18 protein-coding genes are annotated in these 23,489 nt (G+C 71.7%); 11 read left to right on the forward strand and 7 right to left on the reverse strand.

Translation table 11 applies throughout. From position 1 onward, the window contains the following. Nucleotides 1-99 precede the first annotated feature (99 nt). Entirely contained in the window at nucleotides 100-1,554 is a 1,455-nt protein-coding gene (locus FLL47_RS11900) for a M1 family metallopeptidase (RefSeq protein ID WP_144120552.1), read from the forward strand. A gap of 49 nt (nucleotides 1,555-1,603) precedes the next feature. Here FLL47_RS11900 and FLL47_RS11905 read toward each other — a convergent pair whose 3' ends face one another. Both FLL47_RS11905 and FLL47_RS11910 read right to left on the reverse strand, forming a co-directional pair. Further along, nucleotides 1,604-2,998, reverse strand: coding sequence for a lactate 2-monooxygenase (locus FLL47_RS11905; RefSeq protein WP_246157826.1), 1,395 nt, complete (start codon nucleotides 2,996-2,998; stop codon nucleotides 1,604-1,606). Nucleotides 2,999-3,093: 95 nt separating this feature from the next. Continuing rightward, on the reverse strand, nucleotides 3,094-3,918 hold the full coding sequence (locus FLL47_RS11910; RefSeq protein WP_144120553.1) for a hypothetical protein: 825 nt from the start codon (nucleotides 3,916-3,918) through the stop codon (nucleotides 3,094-3,096). 129 nt (nucleotides 3,919-4,047) lie between these two features. On the opposite strand from FLL47_RS11910, the gene FLL47_RS11915 reads away from it, so the two are divergent. Next, entirely contained in the window at nucleotides 4,048-4,470 is a 423-nt protein-coding gene (locus FLL47_RS11915) for a hypothetical protein (RefSeq protein WP_144120554.1), read from the forward strand. Between the two features lie 182 nt (nucleotides 4,471-4,652). Further along, entirely contained in the window at nucleotides 4,653-8,024 is a 3,372-nt protein-coding gene (locus FLL47_RS11920; protein WP_144120555.1) for a phosphotransferase family protein, read from the forward strand. Nucleotides 8,025-8,038: 14 nt separating this feature from the next. Here the strand turns inward: FLL47_RS11920 and FLL47_RS11925 are convergent, their stop codons facing one another. Beyond that, nucleotides 8,039-8,827 (reverse strand): HAD family hydrolase, encoded by a 789-nt coding sequence (locus FLL47_RS11925; RefSeq protein WP_222106038.1) that lies wholly within the window; start codon nucleotides 8,825-8,827, stop codon nucleotides 8,039-8,041. Beyond that, nucleotides 8,827-9,852, reverse strand: a complete 1,026-nt coding sequence (locus FLL47_RS11930) for a hypothetical protein (RefSeq protein WP_144120557.1) — start codon at nucleotides 9,850-9,852, stop codon at nucleotides 8,827-8,829. Before FLL47_RS11930 ends, FLL47_RS11925 begins: the two co-directional genes overlap by 1 nt. Nucleotides 9,853-10,190: 338 nt before the next feature. Between FLL47_RS11930 and atzF the strand changes: the two genes are divergently transcribed. The 7 genes from atzF (at nucleotide 10,191) to FLL47_RS11965 (ending at nucleotide 17,114) form a co-directional block, all read left to right on the forward strand. Continuing rightward, nucleotides 10,191-11,816: an allophanate hydrolase gene (gene atzF, locus FLL47_RS11935; protein ID WP_144120558.1), complete on the forward strand. Its 1,626-nt coding sequence runs from the start codon at nucleotides 10,191-10,193 to the stop codon at nucleotides 11,814-11,816. A 74-nt stretch (nucleotides 11,817-11,890) separates the two neighbouring features. Beyond that, a complete protein-coding gene (locus FLL47_RS11940; protein WP_144120559.1) occupies nucleotides 11,891-12,541 on the forward strand; it encodes a GntR family transcriptional regulator in 651 nt (216 codons plus the stop codon). A gap of 86 nt (nucleotides 12,542-12,627) precedes the next feature. Continuing rightward, a complete protein-coding gene (gene biuH / locus FLL47_RS11945; protein WP_144120560.1) occupies nucleotides 12,628-13,356 on the forward strand; it encodes a biuret amidohydrolase in 729 nt (242 codons plus the stop codon). Nucleotides 13,357-13,391: 35 nt separating this feature from the next. Beyond that, the gene (locus FLL47_RS11950; protein ID WP_246157829.1) at nucleotides 13,392-14,090 is read left to right on the forward strand and encodes a cysteine hydrolase family protein; all 699 of its coding nucleotides are present in this window, start codon (nucleotides 13,392-13,394) and stop codon (nucleotides 14,088-14,090) included. Nucleotides 14,091-14,116: 26 nt separating this feature from the next. Then, a complete protein-coding gene (locus tag FLL47_RS11955; RefSeq protein WP_144120561.1) occupies nucleotides 14,117-15,760 on the forward strand; it encodes a regulator in 1,644 nt (547 codons plus the stop codon). Nucleotides 15,761-15,838: 78 nt separating this feature from the next. Next, entirely contained in the window at nucleotides 15,839-16,216 is a 378-nt protein-coding gene (locus FLL47_RS11960) for an AtzH-like domain-containing protein (RefSeq protein WP_144120562.1), read from the forward strand. 88 nt (nucleotides 16,217-16,304) lie between these two features. Then, a complete protein-coding gene (locus FLL47_RS11965) occupies nucleotides 16,305-17,114 on the forward strand; it encodes a hypothetical protein (protein ID WP_144120563.1) in 810 nt (269 codons plus the stop codon). A gap of 46 nt (nucleotides 17,115-17,160) precedes the next feature. Here the strand turns inward: FLL47_RS11965 and FLL47_RS11970 are convergent, their stop codons facing one another. Continuing rightward, nucleotides 17,161-18,015 carry an esterase/lipase family protein gene (locus FLL47_RS11970; protein WP_186315681.1) on the reverse strand — a complete coding sequence of 285 codons (855 nt, stop codon included), beginning with the start codon at nucleotides 18,013-18,015 and terminating at the stop codon, nucleotides 17,161-17,163. 166 nt (nucleotides 18,016-18,181) lie between these two features. On the opposite strand from FLL47_RS11970, the gene FLL47_RS11975 reads away from it, so the two are divergent. Then, a complete protein-coding gene (locus FLL47_RS11975; protein WP_144120565.1) occupies nucleotides 18,182-18,718 on the forward strand; it encodes a RipA family octameric membrane protein in 537 nt (178 codons plus the stop codon). A gap of 49 nt (nucleotides 18,719-18,767) precedes the next feature. Here FLL47_RS11975 and FLL47_RS11980 read toward each other — a convergent pair whose 3' ends face one another. After that, a complete protein-coding gene (locus FLL47_RS11980; protein WP_144120566.1) occupies nucleotides 18,768-21,635 on the reverse strand; it encodes a hypothetical protein in 2,868 nt (955 codons plus the stop codon). Next, nucleotides 21,622-23,406 (reverse strand): HSP90 family protein, encoded by a 1,785-nt coding sequence (locus FLL47_RS11985; protein WP_144120567.1) that lies wholly within the window; start codon nucleotides 23,404-23,406, stop codon nucleotides 21,622-21,624. Before FLL47_RS11985 ends, FLL47_RS11980 begins: the two co-directional genes overlap by 14 nt. Between the last annotated feature and the right edge of the window lie 83 nt (nucleotides 23,407-23,489).

Below are 23,489 nucleotides of genomic sequence, written 5' to 3' on the forward strand. Positions count from 1 at the left end.
GTGACGGTGGCCACTTCCGGCTTTTGCGTGATCTTCGCGTTGCCTGCGGTCTCTACTCTGCGGCTGGGCCGATCGAGCCCGCCTTCACGAGGGAGAAGCATGTACACACGGGGGACGGCGACGCGTGCTGCGCTCGTCGCGATCACCGCAACAGCGGCGCTGCTGGCGGGGTGCACGTCCGAGTCACCGAAGCCCGGCGCGGCGCCCACGCCGTCGCCGGAGCGCGTGCGCGACTACCAGCCCGGCAAGGACGGGGTCGGCGACACGTACTTCCCGTCCTACGGCAACGGCGGCTACGACGTCGCCGACTACGCCATCAAGGTCAAGTACGACCCGAAGACGGACGTGCTCACCGGTGACGTCACCGTGAACGCCACCGCCAAGCAGGACCTGTCGCAGTTCAACCTGGACCTGTCCGGGCTCACCGTGCAGTCGGTGACCGTCGACGGGGCCGAGGCCACGCACACCCGGGTCGACAACGAGCTGGTCATCACCCCGGCCAAGGGCGTCGACGCCGACGCGAAGTTCGCCGTGCGGGTGCAGTACGACGGCAAGCCCAAGCCGGTCCGCAACCAGCTGAAGTCGCTGGGCCAAGGCGGCTTCTTCGCCACCCCCGACGGCGCGATCGTGCTCGGCCAGCCCGACTCGGCCGCGAGCTGGTTCCCGGTCAACGACCACCCGCTCGACAAGGCCACCTACGCCTTCGAGATCACGGTCCCGGACGGGCTGACCGCGATCAGCAACGGCGTGCCCGGCCCGAAGAACAGCACCGGCGGCTGGACCACCTGGACGTGGACCGAGAGCAAGCCGATGGCCAGCTACCTGAGCACCATGGTGATCGGCAAGTTCCGGGTCACCACCGGCACGCACAAGGGCAAGCCGGTGTTCTCGGCGGTCACCACGACCGTGGCCAAGGGCGCCGCGGACACCTCGATGGCGCACACCCTGAAGATCGCCGACTTCCTGGAGACCCAGTTCGGGCCGTACCCGTTCGACGCCTACGGCGGCGTGGTCATCAAGGACGACCGGATCCGCTTCGCGCTGGAGACGCAATCGCGTCCGGTCTACTCGGCCGGCTTCTTCCGCAACGGCGTCTACGACGCGGTCGTGGCGCACGAGCTGGCGCACCAGTGGTTCGGGGACAGCGTCTCCGTGCAGAACTGGGACGACATCTGGCTCAACGAGGGCTTCGCCACCTACGCCGAGTGGCTGTGGGACGCGTACGCCAAGGTGCAGACCGTGCAGAAGACCTTCGACCAGTACTACGCCAAGTCGAAGCCGGAGGTGTGGACGACGCCGCCGGGCGCGCCGGGCGCCGCGCACATCTTCGACAGCAGCGTCTACGACCGCGGCGCCATGACGCTGCACATGCTGCGCAAGGCCGTCGGCGACCAGGTCTTCTTCGAGATCGTCAAGACCTGGGTGGCCGAGAAGACCAACGGCAACGGCAACACGGATGAGTTCATCGCGCTGTGCGAGAAGGTCTCCGGCAAGCAGCTGGACACCCTGTTCGACGCGTGGCTGTTCGGCCAGAAGAAGCCGAAGCTCAGCTGAGCACGAACGCGGGGGTCCGGACCGGCCGGTCCGGGCCCCCGCGGCACGTTCAGGCCGACGCGAGCAGCTCCGGTGTGATGTCCGCGAGGCTCGCGCAGCCGGTCAGGGCCATGGTCAGATCCAGCTCGGCGCGCAGGTTCTGGATCACCTCGCGTACGCCATCCACGCCCGCCAGGGCCAGGCCGTAGAAGTAGGGCCGGCCGACGCAGACCGCGCGGGCACCCAGGGCCAGCGCCTTGAAGACGTCCGCGCCGCCGCGCACGCCGCTGTCGAACAGCACCGGCACCCGCCCGCCGACCGCCTCGACGATGCCCGGCAGCGCGTCCAGCGAGCCGGTCGCGCCGTCGACCTGGCGGCCGCCGTGGTTGGACACGATCACCCCGTCCACGCCCGCGTCCAGTGCCCGGCGTGCGTCGTCGGCGTGCTGCAGGCCTTTGAGCAGGATCGGCAGCCGGGTCATGGTGCGCAGCCGGGCCAGGTCGCCCCAGGTCAGGTCCTGCCGCGAGAAGATGTCGAGGAACGTCTCGACCGCGGCGCGCGGCAGCGGCGAGCGCAGATTGCGCAGCATCGGCCCGGGGTGGGTCCGCGCGATCGAGAACAGGGAGCGCACCGCCGCCGGGGTGACCTTCGGCTTCGGCCCGGTCTTCGGCCGCCCCGCCCGTTCGGCAGCCAGCCGCAGGAACACCGGGTCGCTGGTGTACTGCGCGATGCCCTGGCCCTGGCTGAACGGCAGCGACCCGAGGTCCAGGTCGCGGGCCCGCCAGCCGAGCACGGTCGTGTCGAGGGTGACCACGAGGGCCTCGCAGCCGGACGCCTCCGCGCGGGCCAGGAAGCTCGCGACCAGCTCCTCGGACTTGCTCCAGTACAGCTGGAACCAGCGCGGGGCGTCCCCCATCGCGGCCGCGCACTGCTCCATCGGAAGGGACGCCTGCGTGGACAGGATGTACGGCACGCCCTCGGCCGCCGCGGCCCGCGCCACGGCCACGTCGGCCTCGGGGTGGGCCAGTTCGAGCACGCCGATCGGGGCGAGCAGCAGCGGCGACGCGAGCCGGCGGCCGAACAGCTCGACGGACGTGTCTCGCGCCGACACGTCGCGCAGCATCCGGGGCACGATGCGGTGGCGGTCCAGGGCGCGGCGGTTGGCGTCGGCCGTGCCCTCCAACCCGGCGCTGCCGGCGACGTAGGCGTACGCCTTGGGCGACAGTGCCCGGGCGGCACGGCGCTCCAGCTCGGAAAACGCGGTCGGCACGGCCGGACGGCCGCCGCTGACCCCGTCGCGGTAGATCACGCCCTGCCGCAGCCTGCCCCAGCCGCCCGCGGCACGCACGGCCGGATCGGTGTTGTCGGCGGGCGGCGTCTGGCCGGAGTCGCTCATCGGGTCCTCGCAGGTGTGCGTCGGCAGGGCCGCCGCGGCCCGGTGGGCGTGCGGCAGTCCGCAGATCATGCCATCCCGGCGGCCCGTGGCGACGACCGGCGGCCGGGACGCCAGGTGCTCGGCCGACGCCGAGCCCGGCGGCCGGGCGGCGCGGTGCCGGGTGATCAGGCGACGCGGTGCCGGGCGAGCACGGCGACGGCGCCGCGGGCGGCCTGGACGGTCTCGGGTCCCGCGTCGCCAGGCAGTTTGGGCAGGCCGGACGTGATGGTGACCTCGTGCCGGAGCACCGGATGGATCAGGGTGCTGGCGACGAACAGCGTCGCCAGGCCGTCGTGGGCACTGCCCTCGTCCAGGCGGAACACGTACGCCGGCGCGGCCACCGGGCTGGCGAAGGTCGCGTGGGCGGCCAGGTCGTCGGCGATGCACCACCACGGCTGGGGCTCGCGGCCGGACCAGTGGTGGTCGCCGAACAGCCCGTGCATCGCGAGCCGGTACCGGTGGCAGACGGTCACCGCCTCGCGCAGCCGCTGTTCCAGCCGCCCCAGCGTCTCATCGGGCGGGGGCGGGACCAGCAACTCGTCCAGCCGCGCGGACAGCCACCCGGCCAGCACCTCGTGCAACACGAACCGCCAGGCGTCGGTGGCCGCGCCGGTGGCGAACGTCAGGGCCTCGCGCAGCAGCCGCAGCCGCTCCGCGCAGTCCGGCCACAGTTCCAGCGGGGGCGGGCCGGTGCACGGCACCGTCGTCGCGTGGCGGCGGGCCGTGAAGTCGACGACGGCCCGCAGCGGGCCGCCCGCGATCAGGTTCACGTCCTGCCGGTTGTCCGACCACTCCCACTTCGACTGGCCGTCGAGCAGGCTCGTGTACAGCGGATCGGTCAGGCCCTCCTCGTAGAGCCAGCCGCCCGGGGACCGGGTCGCGGCCCGGGTGACCTCCGTGACGAACAGCAGCGCGTCGGCGTAGCGGCGGGGCGCGTCGCGCACGTCCATCCGTGCTCCCTCCCTGGCAAGCCCACCCACACCGTACCCGCCGTCCGATCCCGACACCGCCCGCGAACCCCGGATCACCGGGTTTGGGACGGGGTCCCGCACCGACGGCGACTGGCCTACCCTGGCGCGGTGACCATGACGTGGCGGTCGTTCGGGCGGTGGCTCGCGGTGCTGATGCTCCTCGGCGGGTGCTCCTGCTGCTGCGGAAACTGGGGCCCGGTCGGCTTCGCGCCCGACCTCGCCGACGCCGACATCGTCGGCACCTGGGTCAGCGAGGAGGGCGCCCGGCTCGTGCTGCGCGCCGACCACACGTTCAGCACCCACTCCCTGGGCGACTGCGCCGACGCCGACGGCGACCACGCGCCCGGCGCGGACGGCGAGGGCCTGTGGACGCTGGACGAGCCCGAGCTCCTGGACCCCTACCAGCAGCTGAACCTGGCGTACCACCCCTACGGCGAGAGCCTGCAGAGCTGGGGCGCGCAGGACGACGAGATCGTCTACGTGTTCGGCGACACCGACTCCGGCGGCGTCTGCTACTTCACCCGCGACTAGGCCTTGCGACGCCGCCGGCGGCCCGTGCGAAGGCTTCCCTGCCTGACGACGCGCCGTAGTCGCTCGGGCGCATACCCATGGCGACCGTCCAGGATAGACTGACGCCACTCTGGCATACAGTGATCGCCCCATCGACGGGGCGTGAAGCACGGTCATCCGGTCCGAGTCTCACGGAGCCCTGAATGACGGTCACAGCCCGGTATCAGCCCGGTGCGGTTCGCACTCCTTTCGTGAACCGCGAGGAGCTTCTCGCCGCGTTCGACGCGGAGCTCGCCGCGACGGGCATGTCGCCGCGACTGCTGGAGCTGACCGGAGTGGGCGGCATCGGCAAGTCCCGCCTGCTGCACGAGCTGATCAAACGGGCCCCGAAGGACACGGCTGTCGCGACGCTGAACCTTCAGGAGCCGTCGCAACGCTCGGCACTGGCCGGCCTGGGCTCGCTCCGGGCTCAGTTCGGACGGACGGGCGTCAAATTCGACCGTTTCGACCTCGCCTACGGGGTGTGGTGGCAACGCCTCAACCCCCATGTGTCACTGTCCGCCGACCGGCTCAGCTGGGCAGCCGAGAGCGAAGCGCTCACCAGCGTGCTGGGCGAGGCTGCGGGCCTGCCCGTCTTCGGGGTCGCACTGAAGGTGCTGGACATCGCGGCCCGCAAGTTCAAGCGGTGGAATCTGATCCGCCACGACGCGACCCTGCTCGAACTCGACGAGCTCACCCTCGACCAGCTCGGCGACGCGGTGGTCTACCTGTTCGCCCGGGACCTCGACGCGCATGATCGCTACCTGCTGTGCGTCGACGCCTACGAGGCCCTCGTCGGCGGCGTGGCCAGAGCCGGCACCGCGTCGCTGGCCGACGTCTGGCTGCGCGACCTGCTCGGACAGCTCGATCGCGGACTCGTGGCGGTCGCCTCTCGGGAGCCGCTGGGCTGGGCCCGCCACGATCCCGGATGGGCGGACCGGATCCGCCCGCTTCCGGTGGCGTCGCTGCCCTATCCGGCCCGGCGCGACCTGGCGGCGGCCCTCGGTGTCACGGATCCGAACGCCCGCGAGGCGATCGCACGCGACTGTGAGGGACTGCCGTTCTACATTCACCTGGCACATGAGTCGGGCCCGGCCGCGAGCCGGTACGCCCACATCGAGGAACGATTCCTTCATCACGTGGAACCCGACATGGTGCGGGTATTCGAACTGCTGAGCGTCGCGAGGGTTTTCGACCGCGAGATCTTCCGCCGGATCTCACACCACTACGAGCTGCGTGCAGACACTCAGATGTGGGAACGGCTGATCTCGTACTCGTTCATCGCCACGGCGGGGCCGGACACGCTGCAGATGCACCAGCTGATGGCACGGTCGATCCAGACCCGGCTGAGCCCCGGTGTGCTGCGCGAACTGCACGAGCTGCTCGGCGAACTGTGGCACCAGCGCGGTGTGACCTCCCGCTCGGCAGACGCGTGGCGGGAGGCCGCACGGCACGCCGCCCACGCCGACCCGCAGAATCTCGCTGCCCTGCTCCCCAATGTCGACCGGCTGGCCGCCATGGGCAAGCCGGGCCTGGACGCCATGCGCGCCGACCTCGAGGAGATGACCGCCGCCGCCCCTGACCCGCACGTCCGGCGGTTCGTGCAGCTGCTTGTCGCTGAGGCGGCGCTGCTGGTGGGAGATGCCGAGACGGCACATGCGACCCTGCGCACGCTCAGTGAGCGCCTGCCCGCGGCCGCCGACGACGTGGACGCGAGGCTGGCGTTGGCTGCGGCCAACGCGTTGCGGATCCGCGGGGAGACCGGTCAAGCGTTGCGCCGGTACGCACAGATATGGCCTGATTACAGTGGTGCCGTGAAACTCGACGCCGGGCTCTGGCACGCCGACCTGGACATGGCGCAGGGCAGGTTCGTCGATGCCATCGCCACCGCGGAGGCGGTCGCCTCCGCCACGACACCGGATCGCATCGCCCTGCTGGGCGATCTGGCCCGGCTGCGCGCCCTGGCGTACCGATTCGCATTCGAGCCGGAACTCGCCTCCGCGGAGCTGAGGATCTCCCGCGAGTTCTACGCGGCCGCCGGGCATGAGGTCGGTCTGGCGAACATCATGACCAATGAGGCCGAGATCCTGGCGCTGGCCGACCCGGCGGGCGCGGTCGCCGCCGCCAAGGCCGCCGTAGCGGCACAGCGCAAACTGGGTGCCGATCACGAGGTCGGCAAGTCCCTGTCCGCGATGGCGCTGGGCCACCTCGGCCTGGCCGAGCTGGAGTCGGCCGACGAGGCACTCGACGAGGCCGTCGTGGTGCTCGAACGGTCCGGCTATCGGTCCGGGCGCGCCCGTGCCGAGCTGATCAGGGCGTTGTGCCACGCGCGGGCACGCCGACACGACGAGGCCCTGGCCAGCGCGGTGTGGGCGGTGTCGGAGCTCGAGGCTGTCCAGGTCTACCCGACACTGATCATGGTCGCCGGGACGTTGCTCGACCGCATCGGTTCGCCGCACCCGGCGGTGACGGCGGCGGTCGACCGGGCGGTCGACGCGCTGCAGCCGCTGCGGGGCATGCCGAGGCTGCGGGCGGCGGTGCACGGCCTCGTGGCCCGGCTCGTGGCGGACCAATGGGACGACATGTACGAGCAGGCGCGGACCGAAGCCGAGGGCAGCTCCGGGTTCTACAACCACAACGTGCGGGTCGGCCACCATCTGGTGCGGGTGCCCATCGCCGGGGCCGATCGCATGGATCTGCACATCTGGCGCGAGGAGGCGGTGCTGGCCGCGGTGAGCCGGCGGCTGGGCTGCGTCCCGGCACTGCACAGCGTCAGCACCGACCCGGCCTACCAGATCCATGAGTGGGTCGACGGACCCACCCTCAATGACGTGGCTCCTCGGGGCACGGCTCTTCCGGCAGGCCTGATCGAGCAGATCGCCGTCTTCTTCGCCCGCCTCGAGGCGGTGCCGCCGGGCGACCTGCCACCCGTTCCGCGGGACTGGCCGCGGGACGGCGACTCCGCAGGATTCGCCGACCGGCTGCTCGCCACGACCCGGGGCGTGCACTCCGCATTCGCCGGGGACTTCGCCACGCTGTGGCAGCGGCTGGGCATACCCACCGATCCGTTTGCCGCGCTCACCCTACGGCAGTTGTCGTCGCGGCCGTTCCGGCTGGTGCACGCCGACGTGCACCGGAAGAACGTGCTGCTGCGCGACGGCGCACCGGTATTCCTGGACTGGGAGCTGGCCCTGTCCGGCGACCCGGTCTACGAGCTGGCTGTCCACCTGCACAAGATGGGATACCTGCCCGGCGAGGACGAGGCGATGCGCTCGGCCTGGGCGGCCGCCTGCGGCGCGCACCGGTGGCCCGGCTGGGCGGTCGACGTCGAGCGCTACCTGGCACACGAGCGGGTGAAGTCCGTGATCGTGGACTCGGTCCGGTACGCCAAGCTGGTCGCCGCCGACCGCAGCCAGGTGGAGCAGTGCACCGAGACGTTCACGGACAAGCTGGCGCTGGCCCGGCGGGTGTGGGGTGACCTGCGCCCGGTGGACCCCACCGAGGTGAGGTCGCTGCTGACGGGGTACCTCGCCTGAGTCGCCGGAGGCGGTCAGAACCAGCGCTCCAGCACCCGCGCCACACCGTCATCCCGGTTCGCGGCCGTCACCTCGGCCGCCACGGCGATCACGTCAGGGTGGGCGTTGGCCACCGCCACGCCATGATCGACGCGTACGAGCATCGGGATGTCGTTGGGCATGTCCCCGAACGCCACCGTCTCACCGGCGGCGATGCCCAGGTGATCGGCAGCCCAAGCCAGACCGGACCCCTTGTCGACCCCGGCTGCAGCCAGTTCGATCAGCCCTCCCGCCTGTGAGAACGTCACGCTTACCGTGTCGCCGAACATCGCGGCGGCGGTGGCGGCCAGCGCCGCACTGGTCATGCCGGGATGACTGACGACGATCTTCACGCCCGCCCTCGCCAGCATCTCCTCGCGGCTGGCAGCCTCACACTTGATGGACCGAACGGCGCGGAAGCCATGCTCGGCAAGCAGTGCCGGCCTGCCCTCCATGCTCTCCACGGCGTATGCGCACCCCGGAAGATCCGTATCGAACGCCGTCACGACAGCCCGCAAGGACCCCGGGGTCAATGTGACGACGCGCAGCGCACGCTCGCGTCGCATGTCGTACACGACTGCCCCGTTCGAGCAGACGGCCAGACCCGCGACACCCGCTCTGGCCGCGATCTTGCCCAGCGTGCGCGCCGGACGGCCGCTGGCGAGCACGAACGGCACACCGGCGGCGACCACTCGCCTGACCACGGCGGCGGTGCGGACGCTGACCATGTTGGCATCGTCGAGGAGTGTTCCGTCGGCATCGGTCGCCACGAGCCGCGGCGCCATCACGCGACCTCGGCCGGCGGCTGGTCGAGCATCCGGCCGTGCCCGGCCTGCCACAGACCGCGCCCGGTGCGGCTGATCAGGCAACGCGCGTCGGGCACATCGTGTTGCACATACTCGCTGGCGACGACGGTCACTGCCCAGCTCCGCTGATCGACGCCGCAGCCCGCGAGGTCGGCGCACCACCGGTCCCAGTCAAGATACTGACCCTCGGATGCACGCATGATCGCAGCACGTGCCCGCGCCGCAGCAGGGCCTGTGCGCGCGTTGCGACACTCGGCCCTGTCCAGCTCGGCCAACACCTCGCGGACGGCGTCGTCAACCGACAGCGAGCGGGCGGGAAAGTCGTCGTACAGCCGCGAGATGTACGGCTCCGGGTCGACCCGTGTCCCCGTCGCCACGCGTTCGGCCAGCTTCGCGTAGAGCTGACGCAAGGTGTCGCGCTCGAAGATGATGCCAAGCTCGCGCACCACGTCCATGGGCTCGTCCGGACAGTGCACGACGACCATGATGCGGTTCGGGGCACCCAACTGCGACCGCAGGTGGTCGGCGCGCCGGTCGGGCGGAAATGCGGACCCCTTGTGCCGGCTCAGCCGCGAACTGGCCGGGATCGCCAACGGCTCTCGGACGTCCAGCAAGACGAGGCTCAGTACGTCGGTGCGGTAGTGCAGCCGGTCGCCGACCGCCAGCCGGTCGAAGGACGCCACATTCCACTGATATCGCCACAGCTCACGGATCATCATGCGGTCGTACCGAAAACGGTGTGCGTGCAACGGCGCGTAGTCGAGCCTGGCCAGGACCTCCACGCATTGACGTGCCCTGCGTCCGATGATCCCTTCCGGACGAAGCGTGAGCAGGGCGATTCGCTGCATCAGCCAGCCCGCGTGCGTGCCGAGAACGTCCACTGCCGTACGCCAGCTCTCCCGGAAATGGGTGTCGGTCACGAAGTAGTCGAACTTCTTCTGCTGCGTCGTCAGTACTCGCCAGCCCTCGTCGGTGTGCAGGCGCCGCATGTAGGCATCGAGCATTCTCGGCTCCACCAGTGCAGGAACGCAGACCTGCCGACAGGGGCCTGCTGGTCGATCCAGTCTGCCCGTCCGCATCGACCTGCGTCGCCGTCTGTCGCCCCCACGACGCCTCCATCCGGCCGACGCCAGGGCCCACGGCACCGCCCGCGGCCGGGCGGGCAAGGCCCGTGAGCGGTTCTTAACCGGTACGCAACGCGGCCGTCCTGCCGCTGTCACAGCCCGATCGTGTGCTTCTTGAACCCGCGGACCGCAGCCCTCCCACGGCGCGGCGTGGACCGGCGCACGGCCACCCGTCGAGGTGGCAGGCGCGGCCGCCCGACTCCGATCGGAGCCACGCCATGGGACAACCTCTCTGGATCACCAGACTCCCCGACGCCGCCGTCGACGCGTACCGGCGGGACAGCCCCGGCGGCCCGCTGGCCGGGGCCCGTCTGGCGATCAAGGACAACCTCGACCTGGCCGGGGTGCCGACCACGGCCGCCTGCCCGGCGCTGGACCGCCCGGCCGTCTCGTCCGCGGTCGCGGTGACCCGGCTGATCGACGCGGGCGCGATCCCCGTCGGCAAGACCAACATGGACCAGTTCGCCACCGGCCTGGTCGGCACGCGCACGCCGTACGGGGCCTGCCACAGCATCGCCGACCCCGCCCACATCAGCGGCGGCAGCAGTTCCGGCAGCGCGATCGCCGTCGCCACGGGTGAGGCCGAACTGGCCCTGGGCACCGACACCGCCGGTTCCGGCCGGGTGCCGGCGGCCTTCAACGGCCTCGTCGGGCTCAAACCGACCCGAGGGCTGGTGTCCACCTCGGGCCTGCTGCCGGCCTGTCGCTCGCTGGACTGCGTGACCACGTTCACCTGCACCGTCGCCGAGGCCAGGACGGCCCTGGACGCGCTGGCGGCCTACGACGTCGGCGATCCGTGGTCGCGGGCGCGGCCGCCGCTGCCGCCGCCGGGGGTCGCCGCGCGGATGCGCGTCATCGGCGTACCGGCCGGGGATCTCGATCTCGACCCGCCGCACGCCGCAGCCTGGCAGCGCGCCCTGGCGCACGCCCGCGGCGTCGCCGCGCACCTGGTGCCGGTGGACGTTTCGGCGTTCCTGGCCGCGGCGCGGCTGCTCTACGAGGGCCCGTGGGTCGCCGAGCGCTGGGCGGCGTTCGGTGACCTGCTCGAACCCGACGGCCCACAGTTGGATCCCATCGTGCGCGCGATCGTGCTGCCCGGACGCGACCTGCGCGCCGCGGACGCGTTCGCCGCCGCCGACCGGCTCGCGGCGCTTCGCCGGGCCACCGAACACGTCTGGCACGACATCGACGCGCTGCTGCTGCCGGTCACCCCGGGGCATCCGACGTTCGACGAGGTGGCGGCCAGGCCGGTGGCGGTGAATTCGCGGCTGGGCACGTACACCAACTTCGTGAACCTGCTCGACCTGTGCGCGGTGGCGCTGCCCGCGGGCGAGCGCACGGACGGCCTGCCGTTCGGGGTGCAGCTGGTCGCGCCCGCGTTCGCCGACGAGCCGCTGCTGGACCTGGCCGAACGCTGGACCGGCGGGCGGCTGCCGGAGCGGGTCCCGGCGGGGGCCCGGGTCGCGGTGGTGGGCGCGCACCTGACCGGTATGCCGCTGCACCCGCAGCTGCTCGGCCTGGGCGCGCGGCTGGCCCACCGGGCCCGTACGGCGGGCGGCTACCGGCTCTACCACCTGTCCGGACCCGGGGTGCACCGCCCGGCACTGGTGCACACCGGGGACGGGCCCGCGGGCGGCATCGCGGTCGAGGTCTACGACCTGCCCGAACAAGGACTCGGGGCGCTGCTGGGCAGCGTGCCCGCGCCGCTGGGGCTGGGCCGGGTCGTGCTCGACGACGGCAGCGAGGTCACCGGGTTCATCGCCGAGGCCCCGCGGCTGGGCGACGCGGCCGACATCACCCACTTCGGCGGGTGGCGGGCGGCCAGCAGCCCGGCCGTGCCGTGACGGCGCTCGGCCACGATCCCGGCTCGCGCGGGCACGTGATCGCCCGGCGGCAGGGTGCTGGCACACTCGGTGCCGTGACGGACACGGCCCCCGCGAACGGCGAGATCGAGAGCTACAGCCTGGTCGAGCTCGCGGTGACCCGGCTGCGCCGGGAGATCCTCAGCGGACGCTCCGAGCCGGGCGAGCGACTGGTCGAGGAGCAGCTGACCCGGCGGCTGGGCATCAGCCGGGCCCCGCTACGCGAGGCGTTGCGCCTGCTGGGGCAGCAAGGGCTGGTCGAGCATGTGCCGCGGCGCGGGGCGCGGGTGGCCACGCTGTCCGACCGGGACGTGCAGGAGCTGTACGCCGTACGCGACATGCTGGAACGCCACGCGGTCGAGCAGGCGCTGAGCACCCCGGCAAAGCTCGACGGGCTGCGGGCGGCGGTGGACCGGATGCGAGAGGCGGCCGCGACCGGGGACCAGCTGGAGGTCGCCAACGCGCACCGGGCCTTCCACGTGAGCCTGGTGGCGCTGTCCGGCAACGGGCAGCTCACCGCGATTTACGAGTCGATCCTGGTGAAGCTCCAGCTGTACATGGCGATCAACCTGCGCCGCGAGGCCGAGCTGGCGCACGCCGACGACGGGGTGCACCGGCACGAGCGGCTGCTGGAGGCGGTCGCGACCGGCGACCCGGCCGTGGTGCTCACCGCGCTGGCCGGGCACGGCGCAAGGTCCTATCTGTAGTCACCTGGCCCCATCGTGGGCACCAGGTCATGCACACGTTACCGAGCCGACCAGACCCTGAAACAGTTCGGTCGACAATCGACAGTATGCAAACCCTGGTGCCCCAACCTGATCCGTCGACCGGCGTACGCATCGGGCCGGTGCAGGCCGACCCTTACCGGTGGCCGTACGACGGCTCGGTGCCCGTCGCGCGGACGGCACTGCTGTGCATCGACTGGCAGACCGACTTCTGCGGACCGGGCGGCTACGTCGACGCGATGGGCTACGACATCGCGCTGACCCGGGCCGGGCTGCCCGCCACCGCCAAGCTGCTCGACCACGTGCGCTCGCTGGGCATGCTGGTCGTGCACACCCGCGAGGGCCACGACCCGGACCTGTCCGACCTGCCCGCCAACAAGCGCTGGCGCTCGGCGCGGATCGGCGCGGAGATCGGCGGGCCCGGCCCGTGCGGGCGCATCCTGGTCAAGGGCGAGCCGGGCTGGGAGATCGTGCCCGAGGTCGCCCCGGCCCCCGGCGAGGTGATCGTCGACAAGCCCGGCAAGGGCGCGTTCTACGCCACCAACCTGGACCTGGTGCTGCGTACCAACGGCATCACGCACCTGATCCTGACCGGCATCACCACGGACGTCTGCGTGCACACCACGATGCGCGAGGCCAACGACCGCGGCTACGAGTGCCTGATCCTGTCGGACTGCACGGGCGCCACCGACCCCGGCAACCACGCCGCGGCCCTGCACATGGTCACTATGCAGGGCGGCGTCTTCGGCTGCGTGGCGACGTCCGACGACGTCATCGCGGCCACCACCACCTCCTGACGGACCGTTCCGCCTCACAGAAGGCGAGCACCCTTTTGAGTACCCACGCCACCGTCGACGCGATGCCGTCGCCGTACACGTTCGACCCATCGACCACCGCGCTGATCGTCATCGACATGCAGCGCGACTTCCTGGAACCCGGCGGCTTCGGGGAGACGCTGGGCAACGACGTGAACCAGCTGCGCTCGGCCATCGCGCCGACCGAGGCCCTGCTCGGCGCGTGCCGCGCGGTCGGCCTGACGATCATCCACACCCGCGAGGGGCACCTGCCCGACCTGTCGGACTGCCCGCCGGCGAAGCTGCACCGCGGCGCGGCCTCGAAACGCATCGGTGACCCCGGCCCCAAGGGCCGCATCCTGATCCGCGGCGAGTACGGCCACGACATCGTCGACGAGCTCGCCCCGCGGCCTGGCGAACCGGTGATCGACAAGCCCGGCAAGGGCGCCTTCTACGCCACCGAGCTGGGCGAGCTGCTGGAGAGCCGGGGCATCCGCAGCCTGATCGTCACCGGGGTCACCACCGAGGTGTGCGTGCACACCACGGTGCGCGAGGCCAATGACCGCGGCTACGAGTGCCTGGTGCTGTCGGACTGCGTGGGCTCGTACTTCCCGGAGTTCCAGCGCGTCGGGCTCCAGATGATCGCCGCCCAGGGCGGGATCTTCGGCTGGGTGGCGAAGTCACCGGCCTTCATCGGGGCGCTGCAGCGCAGCGCCGCACTGCCGCAAGCCGCCTGACCCCCCGCCTCGAAAGCAGGATGCCCATGACCACACCCACCCCCGCGGCCGTGAAACTGCCGCACTGGGTCCGCGGCGACACCAACGCCTTCTTCGGTTTCGGCGTGAACGTGCTCGTCAACGTGCTGACGCTGACCACGCTGTGCCTGTTCGTGATCAACCTGTCCGAGGGCGACGTGTTCGGCACGATCCTGCCCGCGCTCGGCATCGCCCTGGTCTTCGGCAACGTGTACTACACGATCCTGGCCCGCCGCCTGGCCGCCAAGGAGGGCCGCACCGACGTCACCGCGCTGCCGTACGGGCCCAGCGTGCCGCACATGTTCATCGTCATCTTCGTGATCATGCTGCCGATCTACCTGAAGACCAAAGACCCGATGCTGGCCTGGCAGGCCGGTGTGGCCTGGGCGTTCATCATCGGCGTCATCGTGCTCATCGGCGCGTTCGTCGGCCCGTACATCCGCAGGTACACCCCGCGGGCCGCGCTGCTGGGCACCCTGGCCGGCATCTCCATCACGTTCATCTCGATGAACCCCGCCGGGCGCATGTGGGACCTGGCCTGGGTCGCGCTGCCCGTGTTCGCGTTGCTGCTGATCGGCCTGATGACCAACGTCAGGCTGCCGTTCAACTTCCCCATCGGCCTGGCCGCGCTGCTGCTGGGCACCGCGATCGGCTGGATCGGCGGGGTCATGTCGGTGCCCGACGTCACCGCCGCCGCGAAGACCATCGCGTTCGCGCTGCCGGACCTGAGGTTCGGCCTGCTGTTCGACGGCCTCAACGAGATGGCGCCGCTGCTGGCCACCGCGATCCCGCTGGGCGTCTACAACTTCACCGAGGCGATGACCAACGTGGAGAGCGCCGCCACCGCCGGCGACAACTACAACCTGCGCAGCGTGCTGCTGGCCGACGGCATCGGCGCGGTCATCGGCTCTCTGCTCGGCTCGCCGTTCCCGCCCGCCGTGTACGTCGGGCACCCCGGGTGGAAGGCCGCGGGCGGCCGCACCGGCTACTCCATGGCCACCGGCATCGTCATCGCGCTGCTCTGCTTCCTGGGCATGTTCGGCCTGCTCGCGGCGATCTTCCCGACCGCGGCGATCGTGCCGATCCTGCTCTACATCGGCCTGCTCATCGGTGCCCAGGCCTTCCAGGCGACACCACGCGCCCACGCCGCCGCGGTGGTCGCCGCGCTCATCCCCAACCTGGCCTCCTGGGCCACCGGGCAGATCGACAACGCGCTCGCCGCGGCGGGCACCTCGGCCGCCGCGGTCGGCGACCAGGCGCTGGCCGGCGCGGGCGTGGTCTACCACGGCCTGCTGGTGCTCGGGCAGGGCGCGATCCTGGCCGGCCTGGTCTTCGGCGCGATCGTGGTGTTCATCATCGACCGGAAGTTCCTGCACGCCGGGATCTTCGCCTCGGTCGGCGCGCTGCTCACCTTCGTCGGGCTGATCCACGGCGAGAAGGTCGAGTGGAACGCCAACGGTCCGGTTTCCCTGGGCTACCTGTTCGTCGCCGTCGTCTGCGCGATCTTCCACCTCGGCAAGCACTCCCCACGCGAACCCGACCCCGAGGAGCTCGCCCTCGACCGGTTGCACGGCGGCGCGGACGCACCCGCGCCGGTCTCGCCGGCACCGGCCGCAGCGGCGGAGCCGGACCGGGCCGCGGCCGCGGCCTGATCCGGCTCACCGGCCGCCTTCCGGCACGGAAGCACGCGACCGTGCCGGAAGGCGGCACCATCAAGTCAGGGAGAACCCATGGACCTGGACCGGCCCGATGTGGTCGCCGAGGTGGCCGCCGTGTTCGCCGCCTATGAGAACGCGCTGCTGGTGAACGACCCGAACGAGATCATGTCGTTCTTCCACGACAGCCCCGGCACGGTGCGGTTCGGCATCGCCGACCGGCAGACCGGCTGGGCGGAGCAGCACGCGTGGCGCGCGGCCCAGCCGCCGCTGCCACCCGGCCGGACCCTGCGCGACACTCTGATCAGCACGTTCGGCGACGGCTTCGCGGTGGTCACCACCTGTTTCGGGTACGCGGGCGGCGCCGTCACCGGGCGGCAGTCGCAGACCTGGGTGCGGCTGCCCGAAGGCTGGCGCATCGTGCATGCGCACGTCTCGCAGCTGCCCGCCTGAGCTTGGGACTGTCCGATCCGCGTCGCACAGCGTGAATGGATCTCCGCGTTGCCGACGCTGGGTGCCCACTGAGAAATCGGAGGCACCCATGCCCACACCACCGTCGCCATGGCGGCGACGCCTGGCCGTGACCGCCGCGGCACTGGCACTGGCCGCCGCGCTGCCCGCACCCGCGGCCCTGGCCGACCCCGGCACACCGCCCAACATCGTCCACCCCAACGTCGGCTGGTCCGGCAGCTGGGAATTCCAGGACGGCAACAACTGGAGCTACTCACTGGTCATGCCGATGGGCACGGTGACCGGCACCGGCTATGACGACTCCTCCGTGCGGGTCTTCGCGGGCACCGTCACCGACACGACCCCGGATCCGAACATCTGCGCCTATCTCACCTTCGCGGAGGCGGGCGGCGCGCAGACCTACATCGCCTGCGACGGCTCGGTCCCGTTCTACCAGGTCGACCCGACCCCGACCGAGTACACGTTCACGCTGCACGTGCGCGACGTCTCCGACGACTACCACTACAGCGCCATGTCGAAGCTGGTCGTGCCGTCGACGAAGTACCACACGGCGCTGCGCGCGGACGGGGTCGGCGCGAAGTGGCAGTGGGTCAGCGCGACGACAGCCGAGTTCAAGATCGTCCGCCCGTCCGCGGTCGTCACGGGGACGGCTGTCGGTTACGGCAGCCGTGCCGTCACGGCGATAACGTACGCCTTCACCTGTGCTCGAACCACGGTCCTGGACGACGACACCCTGAAGGGCCAGTCGGAGACCTGCAACAACACCACCGTGGCCAGCGCCACCACGCATCACGAGTTCGAGGTGCGCAGCTGCCTGGTCGAGTCGGTGCTCGGCGGCAGGCCCGGGGCCACGAAGTGCGTCCCGCTGCTCGTGCGCTAGCGCGGACGCCGGCGAGCGGCCGTGCGGGCCGCCCGCCGGACACCGGTCAGGTCGAGACCTGGTAGTAGCAGGCGTTCTTGGCCCACTGCAGCGGGCCGACGCGGGTGCCCCAGGCGCTCCAGGCGGTGGCGCTCGCCGTATGCCAGTAGCGCGCCCGGAAGCTGCCGACAGCGGTCCGCAGCTCGGTGTGGTCGAGGTCGTCGTCGTACTGGATCTTGTGCTGGGCGTTCATGGCGACCCCGGACGACTCGTCCACGTCACCGTCGTCGAACGACGAGATCACCGTCCAGTCGGTGCCCATCGCCGACTCGGGGCGCGCCGCCAGCCCGTTCAGGAAGCTGCTGCCCGCCTGCATCTCCTTGCACTGCAACCAGAGCGTCAGGCTGCACCAGCCGGCGAAGGCCGCGCCCGCGTGCGGGGTGCCCAGGGTGACGACGTCCTCGACGTGGACGTACGGCGGGTAGCCCGCGGTGCCCTTGGCGACCTCGGTCAGCGCCGAGCGGATCACCAGCCCGCCCATGGAGTGCGCGACCACGTCGACCTTCTCCCCGTTGACCGAGTAGCGGCTGTAGATCTCGTTGGCCAGCGCCTTGCCGACCGTCTTGATCGACGTGTTCATGGTGTCGCCGTCGAACCTGATGTCGCAGTTCGTGTCGCCGGAGTAGTAGCCGAACTGGGTGAGCTCACCGGTCCAGCCCGCGTTGGCGAACTGGGCCGTCACCGCCGACCAGTAGGCATCGCAGTCGGCATTGCCGTCGGGGCTCCAACCGTGGATGAAGATCACCCGGTTGGCCTGGCCGTTGGCCCGTGCGGGCACGGCGGCGTAGGCGGGTGCCTGCACGACGAGCGCGAGGCTGCCTGCCCATACCAGAGAGGCGAGCAATGCCGCGGTTCGTCGCATGTGCACATCCCTGGTCTCTTGCCACCGACAGAACGCCACACGACATACACGTTCTGGTGTCGTGGGTGAGGGCATTCTGCCCCACCTGAACGCGCGCCGCGCACCCCCTGTGAACGCATCCAGATCGACTGATGCACCTGTTGCCGTCAGGACCTAAAGTCCGGTCATGACCCTCGATACGCGAGCCGCGTCCGACAGCGACCCCGCCGAACTCGCCCCTGCGGACAACGCCAGGGTCGGTTACCAGGTCGCAACAGCCCTGATGACGTACGAGGGCAATGTGATCTGGGTGCGCTTCGGCACCATGCTGGTTGCCCACACGGTCATGGTCGCGGTCCTCGGCATGGCCGTGGAGTCGGGTGTCTCCGGCCTCGCCCAGCTCGGCCTGGTCATCGCAGGCCTGGTGCTGTGTGGCAGCTGGGTCCTGCTCCACCAGCGTGGATTCGACTACTACGTGTACTGGATCCTGTCCATGCGGGAACTCGAAGAGCAGCACCTCGCCCCCACCCGGACGGTGTCGCGCGGTGCTGCGTTCGCGGCCGGTCAGCCCGTGGAACTGACCGTCGGCGGCAGGACCGTCCGGCACCGGATGAGTCGGCTCGGCCGGATGCGGGTGGCGTGGGTGAGCTATGTGGTCATCGGGGTATTCGCCCTGCTGTACGTGGCCCAGTTGGTTATGACACTGGTCGGCATGGTCAGCTGACAAATGCCGGACCGCCGGCGGTGGGCGCGGGCCCACCGCCGGTGCCATATCACTCGGGTTCGGGCAGGCCGTGCTCTTCGCGCACCTTGCGGGCCTGCCGGGAGTCGCCCTGGTCGTCGAGCGCCCGGGCCAGCCAGGCCGCGGCCTCCGGGCGGGCGCCGTGGTCGGCGGGCAGCGTGTCGAGCGCCCGGCGCAGTTCGGCCTCCCCGGCCGCGGCCCGGCCGGACACGACCAGCACCTGCCCGTGGCGCAGCTCGGCCAGCGCGGCCTCCCCGAACGCGCCGATGGAGCGGAACAGCCCGGCAGACGGCGCGACCCGGGCCACCGCCGCGTCATGGTCAGGATCGTCGTTGTTGGACAGCACCTGCGCCGCCTCGTAACCGGCCATGGCCCGCTCCCAGGCGAACCCCGGCTGCTGGTCGGCGGGCACCTCGGTGACCGCCATCAGTTCCGCGAGCTGCTGGGACAAAGTGATCGCCTCGTCCCTGCGCCCGGCGTGGAACAGCGCCATCACCTGGCGGCGGCGGGCGTGCACCGTGGCCAGGGCGAGATCGGCCTGCCCGTACGCCTGCGCGGCCGCGTCGAACCGGTCGGCGGCCTCGGCGTCGCGGTCGACCTGCCACAGCAGCTCGCCCGCCCGTTCCAGCACGTCGCCCCGATACGGCAGCCGCTCCACCCCGCCGACCAGCTCCAGCAGTGCGTCGAGCTGTCCGATCGCGACATGCACCTCACCGAGCTGCGCGTACGTGCGCGACAGGATGTCACGCAACTCCACGACCATGTCGGCGTGCTCGGCGTCGCGCTGCGCGAGGAACCACGACAGCGCCTCCTCGCCGACCTCCGCGGCCTCGGCGAAGCGCCCCGTGGTGGCCAGCGCGAGAGCCAACCGGTGCCGGGTGTACGCGGCCGCACCGGCCGCACCCCGCGCCTCCATCAGGCACACGTGCTCGACGATGTCGTCGACGAACTCGCCCGCCCGCTCGGTGGTGACCAGCATGAACCCCGCGTCGGCGCGGGAGCTGCGGCGCAGCTCGGGGTCCTGCGCCACGGCGGCGGCCTCCTCGAACGCGGCGATCGCGCCGGGGTTGTCGCCGAGACGGCCGAGCAGGTCGGCCAGCGCCCGCAGCAGGTTCGCGAGCTGGTCGCGGTGCTCGGTGCCGCGCAGCAGCGTCGCGGCCGCGCGGATGCGCTGGGCGGCCTCCTCGATGCGTTCCTGCGCCTGCAGCACGCCCGCGCGCAGGTGCAGCAGGCTCGCGTGACGCGCCGGGGGCAGCGCGCCCGGCTCGGCCTCGGCCCGGTCCAGCAGCGACGTCGCCCGGTCGAGGTCGCCGGACGCGGCGGCGACCCACGCGGCCCGCACCAGCGCGGCGCGGCGCTGCTTCGGGTCGGTGTTGGCGGCCACGGCCAGCTCCGCGGCCTCGAACACGGCCGGCACGAGCGAGCCGTCGCCGGTCAGCTGCAACATGGCGATCTGCCACTGCAGCCGCGCCGCGTGCTCGCGGGCGCTGTCACCGGCTCGCTCGAACGCCCCCACGGCCTCGGCGAACGCGTCCGCGGTCCCCTCCCGGTCCTCGTCGGGCAGCGCGACCGCGCGCAGCCGGGCCAGCCGCCCGCGCTGCTGGTCGGTCAGCGGCCCGTCGGTGTGCTCGGCGAGCAGCCGCGCGGTCAGGGCACGGGCCTTGGCCTGCTCCTCGGCGTGGAACAGCTCGTCGACCAGGTCGAGCCGGCCGTCCAGCGAAAGGTCCGCGGGCACCGCGAACAGGTCGGCGGGCGTCTCGACCTCGGCGGGCGCGTCCTGGGCGACGGACGCGGCGCGGGCGGCGGTCACCGACAGCGGCAGGTACGCCACCAGCGGCTTCGACTCGATCAGCGCGGCGATGCGGGTGCTCTGGTACGTGTTGCCGTTGCGCTCGTCGAACCGCAGCGACAGCGCGACGGCCCGTTCGCGCAGCTGCCGCCCCAGCTCGGCGACGGTGATCTCACCAGCCGCGCGGCGGACCACCAGGTCGCCTTGCCCCGCCTCGGTCAGCCGGCGCAGCACCAGCGCTGCGGAGGCCGCGAACTCCATCTCCGTCTTCGGCGTCGGGGCCTGGTCCAGCCACGGCAGGTGCCGCTCGACGAGTTCCAGGCCGCGTTGCTCGTTGCCGGTCGCGCCGCAGAAGCTCACGTGGGTGGCCACCCGGCCCAGCTCCGCCTTGTTGTCGTCGAGCGCCCGGTAGGCACGGCGGTGCGCGTCGCGGGCCTCTTCGAGCCGGCCGGTGCGCAGGTACGGGTACAGCAGCGTGGTCAGGATGCCGTGCGGCTGCTCCGAGCAGGTCAGCCGCCCGCTCAGCGCGTCCTGCGCCAGCGCGATCGCATCTTCGTCCCGGCCCCGCCAGGCCAGGTGGTAGGCCTTCGAGGACGGGTCGCAGCCCGCGCAGTCCGACAGGGCGTCCCGGGGGGCGGAGTCCCACAGCCGGTACCAGTGGTCGGCCTGCTCCTCGTCGCCCAGGTGCGCGGCGACGTCGTGGCGGTACGCGTACACGGCCTGCAGGCTGTGCCCGCCGGCCTGGTAGCGGCGCTGCATGTCGTCCAGCACCGCCATCGTGCGCACCAGCGCCAGCTGCGGGAACAGCGTCATCGACGACACCACGAACTTGAAGTGCCACAGCAGCAGGTGCTCGTCGTGGTGGCTGCGCCGCCCCGGGTCGGCGTCGTAGTCGGTCAGGCAGCGGGCGAACGTCATCATCGCCTTCATCGGCTCGCCGCTCTGGTGGTAGCCGCTGGTCGCCGCGGCGTGTGCCGCGTACAGCAGGTCGGGGTCGCCCAGCGCCTCGGCCTTGGCCAGCACCTGTTCCACGACGGCGATCCGGGCCGGGCCGTCGGGGGTGTCCCACGAGCGGTGGATCAGCTCGTGGACCTCGTCATGCGTCGTCATCAGTGCTCCCGGGGGCGGCGTTGGGCAGGGCCAGGTCGATCAGGTCGAGGAACGAGCGGTTCAGCAGCGCCATGTCGGCGGGGCGCAGCGGGTGGTGGCCGTACAGCAGTGCCTGCCCGTACAGCGAGGACACCGTGACGGCGACCAGTTCCGGGCTCGGCAGCGCGCTCATCCGGCGTACCAGCGGGTTGCGGTGGTTGAGCACCAGCTGCGGGCGCACCCGCGCCTCGGCGTGGGCGAACGTGGACAGCACGCCCGCCCACAGGTCGTCGGCGACCTGCGCGGTCTCGCGCAGCCGCCGCTGGAACGTGGCGTGCCGGTCGGTCAGGTACAGCGCCGGCATGCTCGGCGGGTCGAACGCGCGGACCACGACCTCGCAGCCCAGCGGGTCCATGGCCCGCTGAGCGGCGGCCACGAACGGCCGCAGGGCCAGGTCGGCCGCCGGGTCGAGAGTGTCGAAGCGGGTCGACAGATCGCTCGGGTCGAGCCGGTCCACCATGATCGTGTTGTCGAGCAGCGGCAGCCGCTCGATCAGCTCCGCGTCGAAGGTGTAGCCGCCGTTGACCACCGCCAGGCCCTGTGCCGCGGCGACGGCCGCGAGCTGCCGGAACTCGTCGTTGTTGGCGCTGTAGCGCACGGTGCCGTGGCGGCGCCGGAACTCCTCCAGCGGCATCCGGCCCATGTTGGTCTCCATCGGCCACCACTGGTCGACGACGCGCAGCATCTCCTCGTCGTGCATCGCCAGCGCCTTGACGCCCAGGTGGTGCACCGCGAGAAAGCGGTGCATGCGGTCGGCGTCGGAGTCGGCCAGGTTCACCAGCCAGCCGCGCAGCTGTGCACCGAGCTGCTCGCGCACCGACTCCAGCAGGCCGTCTTCGTACAGGGCTTCGCGGCTGGCGGTGGGACGCAGCTCGGACGCGTCGACGATGCACCGGGCGAAGAACGCCCACTCGGGCAGCAGGTCCTCGGCGCCCTCGGACAGCAGCATGCGCTTGAGGTAGACGCGGTGGCCCGACTTCGCGGCCGGGTTCGCGGGCGTGGGCAGCACCAGGGCGACGCCGGTCAGGCCCGCCTCGGGCACGTTCAGCTCGATCGTGTCGAACGGGGTGAAGCCGAACGTATGCTCGGCCGCCCTGCTCCGCTCGGCGCGCCCGGCCTGCCAGGGCAGCGTCTCGGCGGTGATCACGTCGCCGTCCACGCGCACCGGGTAGGGCAGCATCTCACCGAAGAGCGTGGCGAGGTCGCGCACCCGCTCGGCGTCGAGCCACGCGGTGGCGTCGCGGCGCGGGATCAGGGTGACGGTGGTGCCGACCTCCTGCCGGTCCGGTCCCGGCTTCGTCTCGTAGCGGCCGTCGGCGAAGCCGGTCCAGTACACCGTGGGGTAGCCCTCGTGGCGGGTCTGCACCCGGATCTCGTCGGCGACCAGGAAGCACGACAGCAGGCCGATGCCGAACTGGCCGAGGAACTCGTGGCGGGAGAAGCCCAGCTCGTCGCGCTTGCCGCTGCGGCCGATGGTGGCCAGCAGCTCGTGCACCTGCTGCTCGGTGAGGCCCAGACCGGTGTCGTGGATGCGCAGGGTGCCGTCGCCGGTGGTCTTCGGCGACTCCAGCCAGACCGAGGCGGGCGCGGTCGGGGCCAGCGCCCGGCGGGCGGTGATCGCGTCCACGGCGTTCTGCATCAGCTCGCGCACGTACACCCGCGGGCTGCTGTAGAGGTGGTGGCTGAGCAGGTCGACGATGCCGCGCAGGTCGACCTGGAAGGACTGGTTCACCCGGCAGAGGCTACCGGCGCGGGTCCACCTGCGGGAACCGGCCGTCGGGGGTACCCCCCCGCGACCGAGTACACGAGCCACCG

It is taken from the genome of Catellatospora sichuanensis (genome assembly GCF_007483665.1).
Lineage (GTDB): Bacteria > Actinomycetota > Actinomycetes > Mycobacteriales > Micromonosporaceae > Catellatospora > Catellatospora sichuanensis.

What these genes read in the sequence shown, in the direction of transcription:
- FLL47_RS11900 (WP_144120552.1), top strand. Translation starts at nt 100, where the DNA reads ATGTACACACGGGGGACGGCGACGCGTGCTGCGCTCGTCGCGATCACC.
- FLL47_RS11905 (WP_246157826.1), bottom strand. Translation starts at nt 2,998, where the DNA reads ATGATCTGCGGACTGCCGCACGCCCACCGGGCCGCGGCGGCCCTGCCG.
- FLL47_RS11910 (WP_144120553.1), bottom strand. Translation starts at nt 3,918, where the DNA reads ATGGACGTGCGCGACGCGCCCCGCCGCTACGCCGACGCGCTGCTGTTC.
- FLL47_RS11920 (WP_144120555.1), top strand. Translation starts at nt 4,653, where the DNA reads ATGACGGTCACAGCCCGGTATCAGCCCGGTGCGGTTCGCACTCCTTTC.
- FLL47_RS11925 (WP_222106038.1), bottom strand. Translation starts at nt 8,827, where the DNA reads ATGGCGCCGCGGCTCGTGGCGACCGATGCCGACGGAACACTCCTCGAC.
- FLL47_RS11930 (WP_144120557.1), bottom strand. Translation starts at nt 9,852, where the DNA reads ATGCTCGATGCCTACATGCGGCGCCTGCACACCGACGAGGGCTGGCGA.
- atzF (WP_144120558.1), top strand. Translation starts at nt 10,191, where the DNA reads ATGGGACAACCTCTCTGGATCACCAGACTCCCCGACGCCGCCGTCGAC.
- biuH (WP_144120560.1), top strand. Translation starts at nt 12,628, where the DNA reads ATGCAAACCCTGGTGCCCCAACCTGATCCGTCGACCGGCGTACGCATC.
- FLL47_RS11955 (WP_144120561.1), top strand. Translation starts at nt 14,117, where the DNA reads ATGACCACACCCACCCCCGCGGCCGTGAAACTGCCGCACTGGGTCCGC.
- FLL47_RS11960 (WP_144120562.1), top strand. Translation starts at nt 15,839, where the DNA reads ATGGACCTGGACCGGCCCGATGTGGTCGCCGAGGTGGCCGCCGTGTTC.
- FLL47_RS11965 (WP_144120563.1), top strand. Translation starts at nt 16,305, where the DNA reads ATGCCCACACCACCGTCGCCATGGCGGCGACGCCTGGCCGTGACCGCC.
- FLL47_RS11970 (WP_186315681.1), bottom strand. Translation starts at nt 18,015, where the DNA reads ATGCGACGAACCGCGGCATTGCTCGCCTCTCTGGTATGGGCAGGCAGC.
- FLL47_RS11975 (WP_144120565.1), top strand. Translation starts at nt 18,182, where the DNA reads ATGACCCTCGATACGCGAGCCGCGTCCGACAGCGACCCCGCCGAACTC.
- FLL47_RS11980 (WP_144120566.1), bottom strand. Translation starts at nt 21,635, where the DNA reads ATGACGACGCATGACGAGGTCCACGAGCTGATCCACCGCTCGTGGGAC.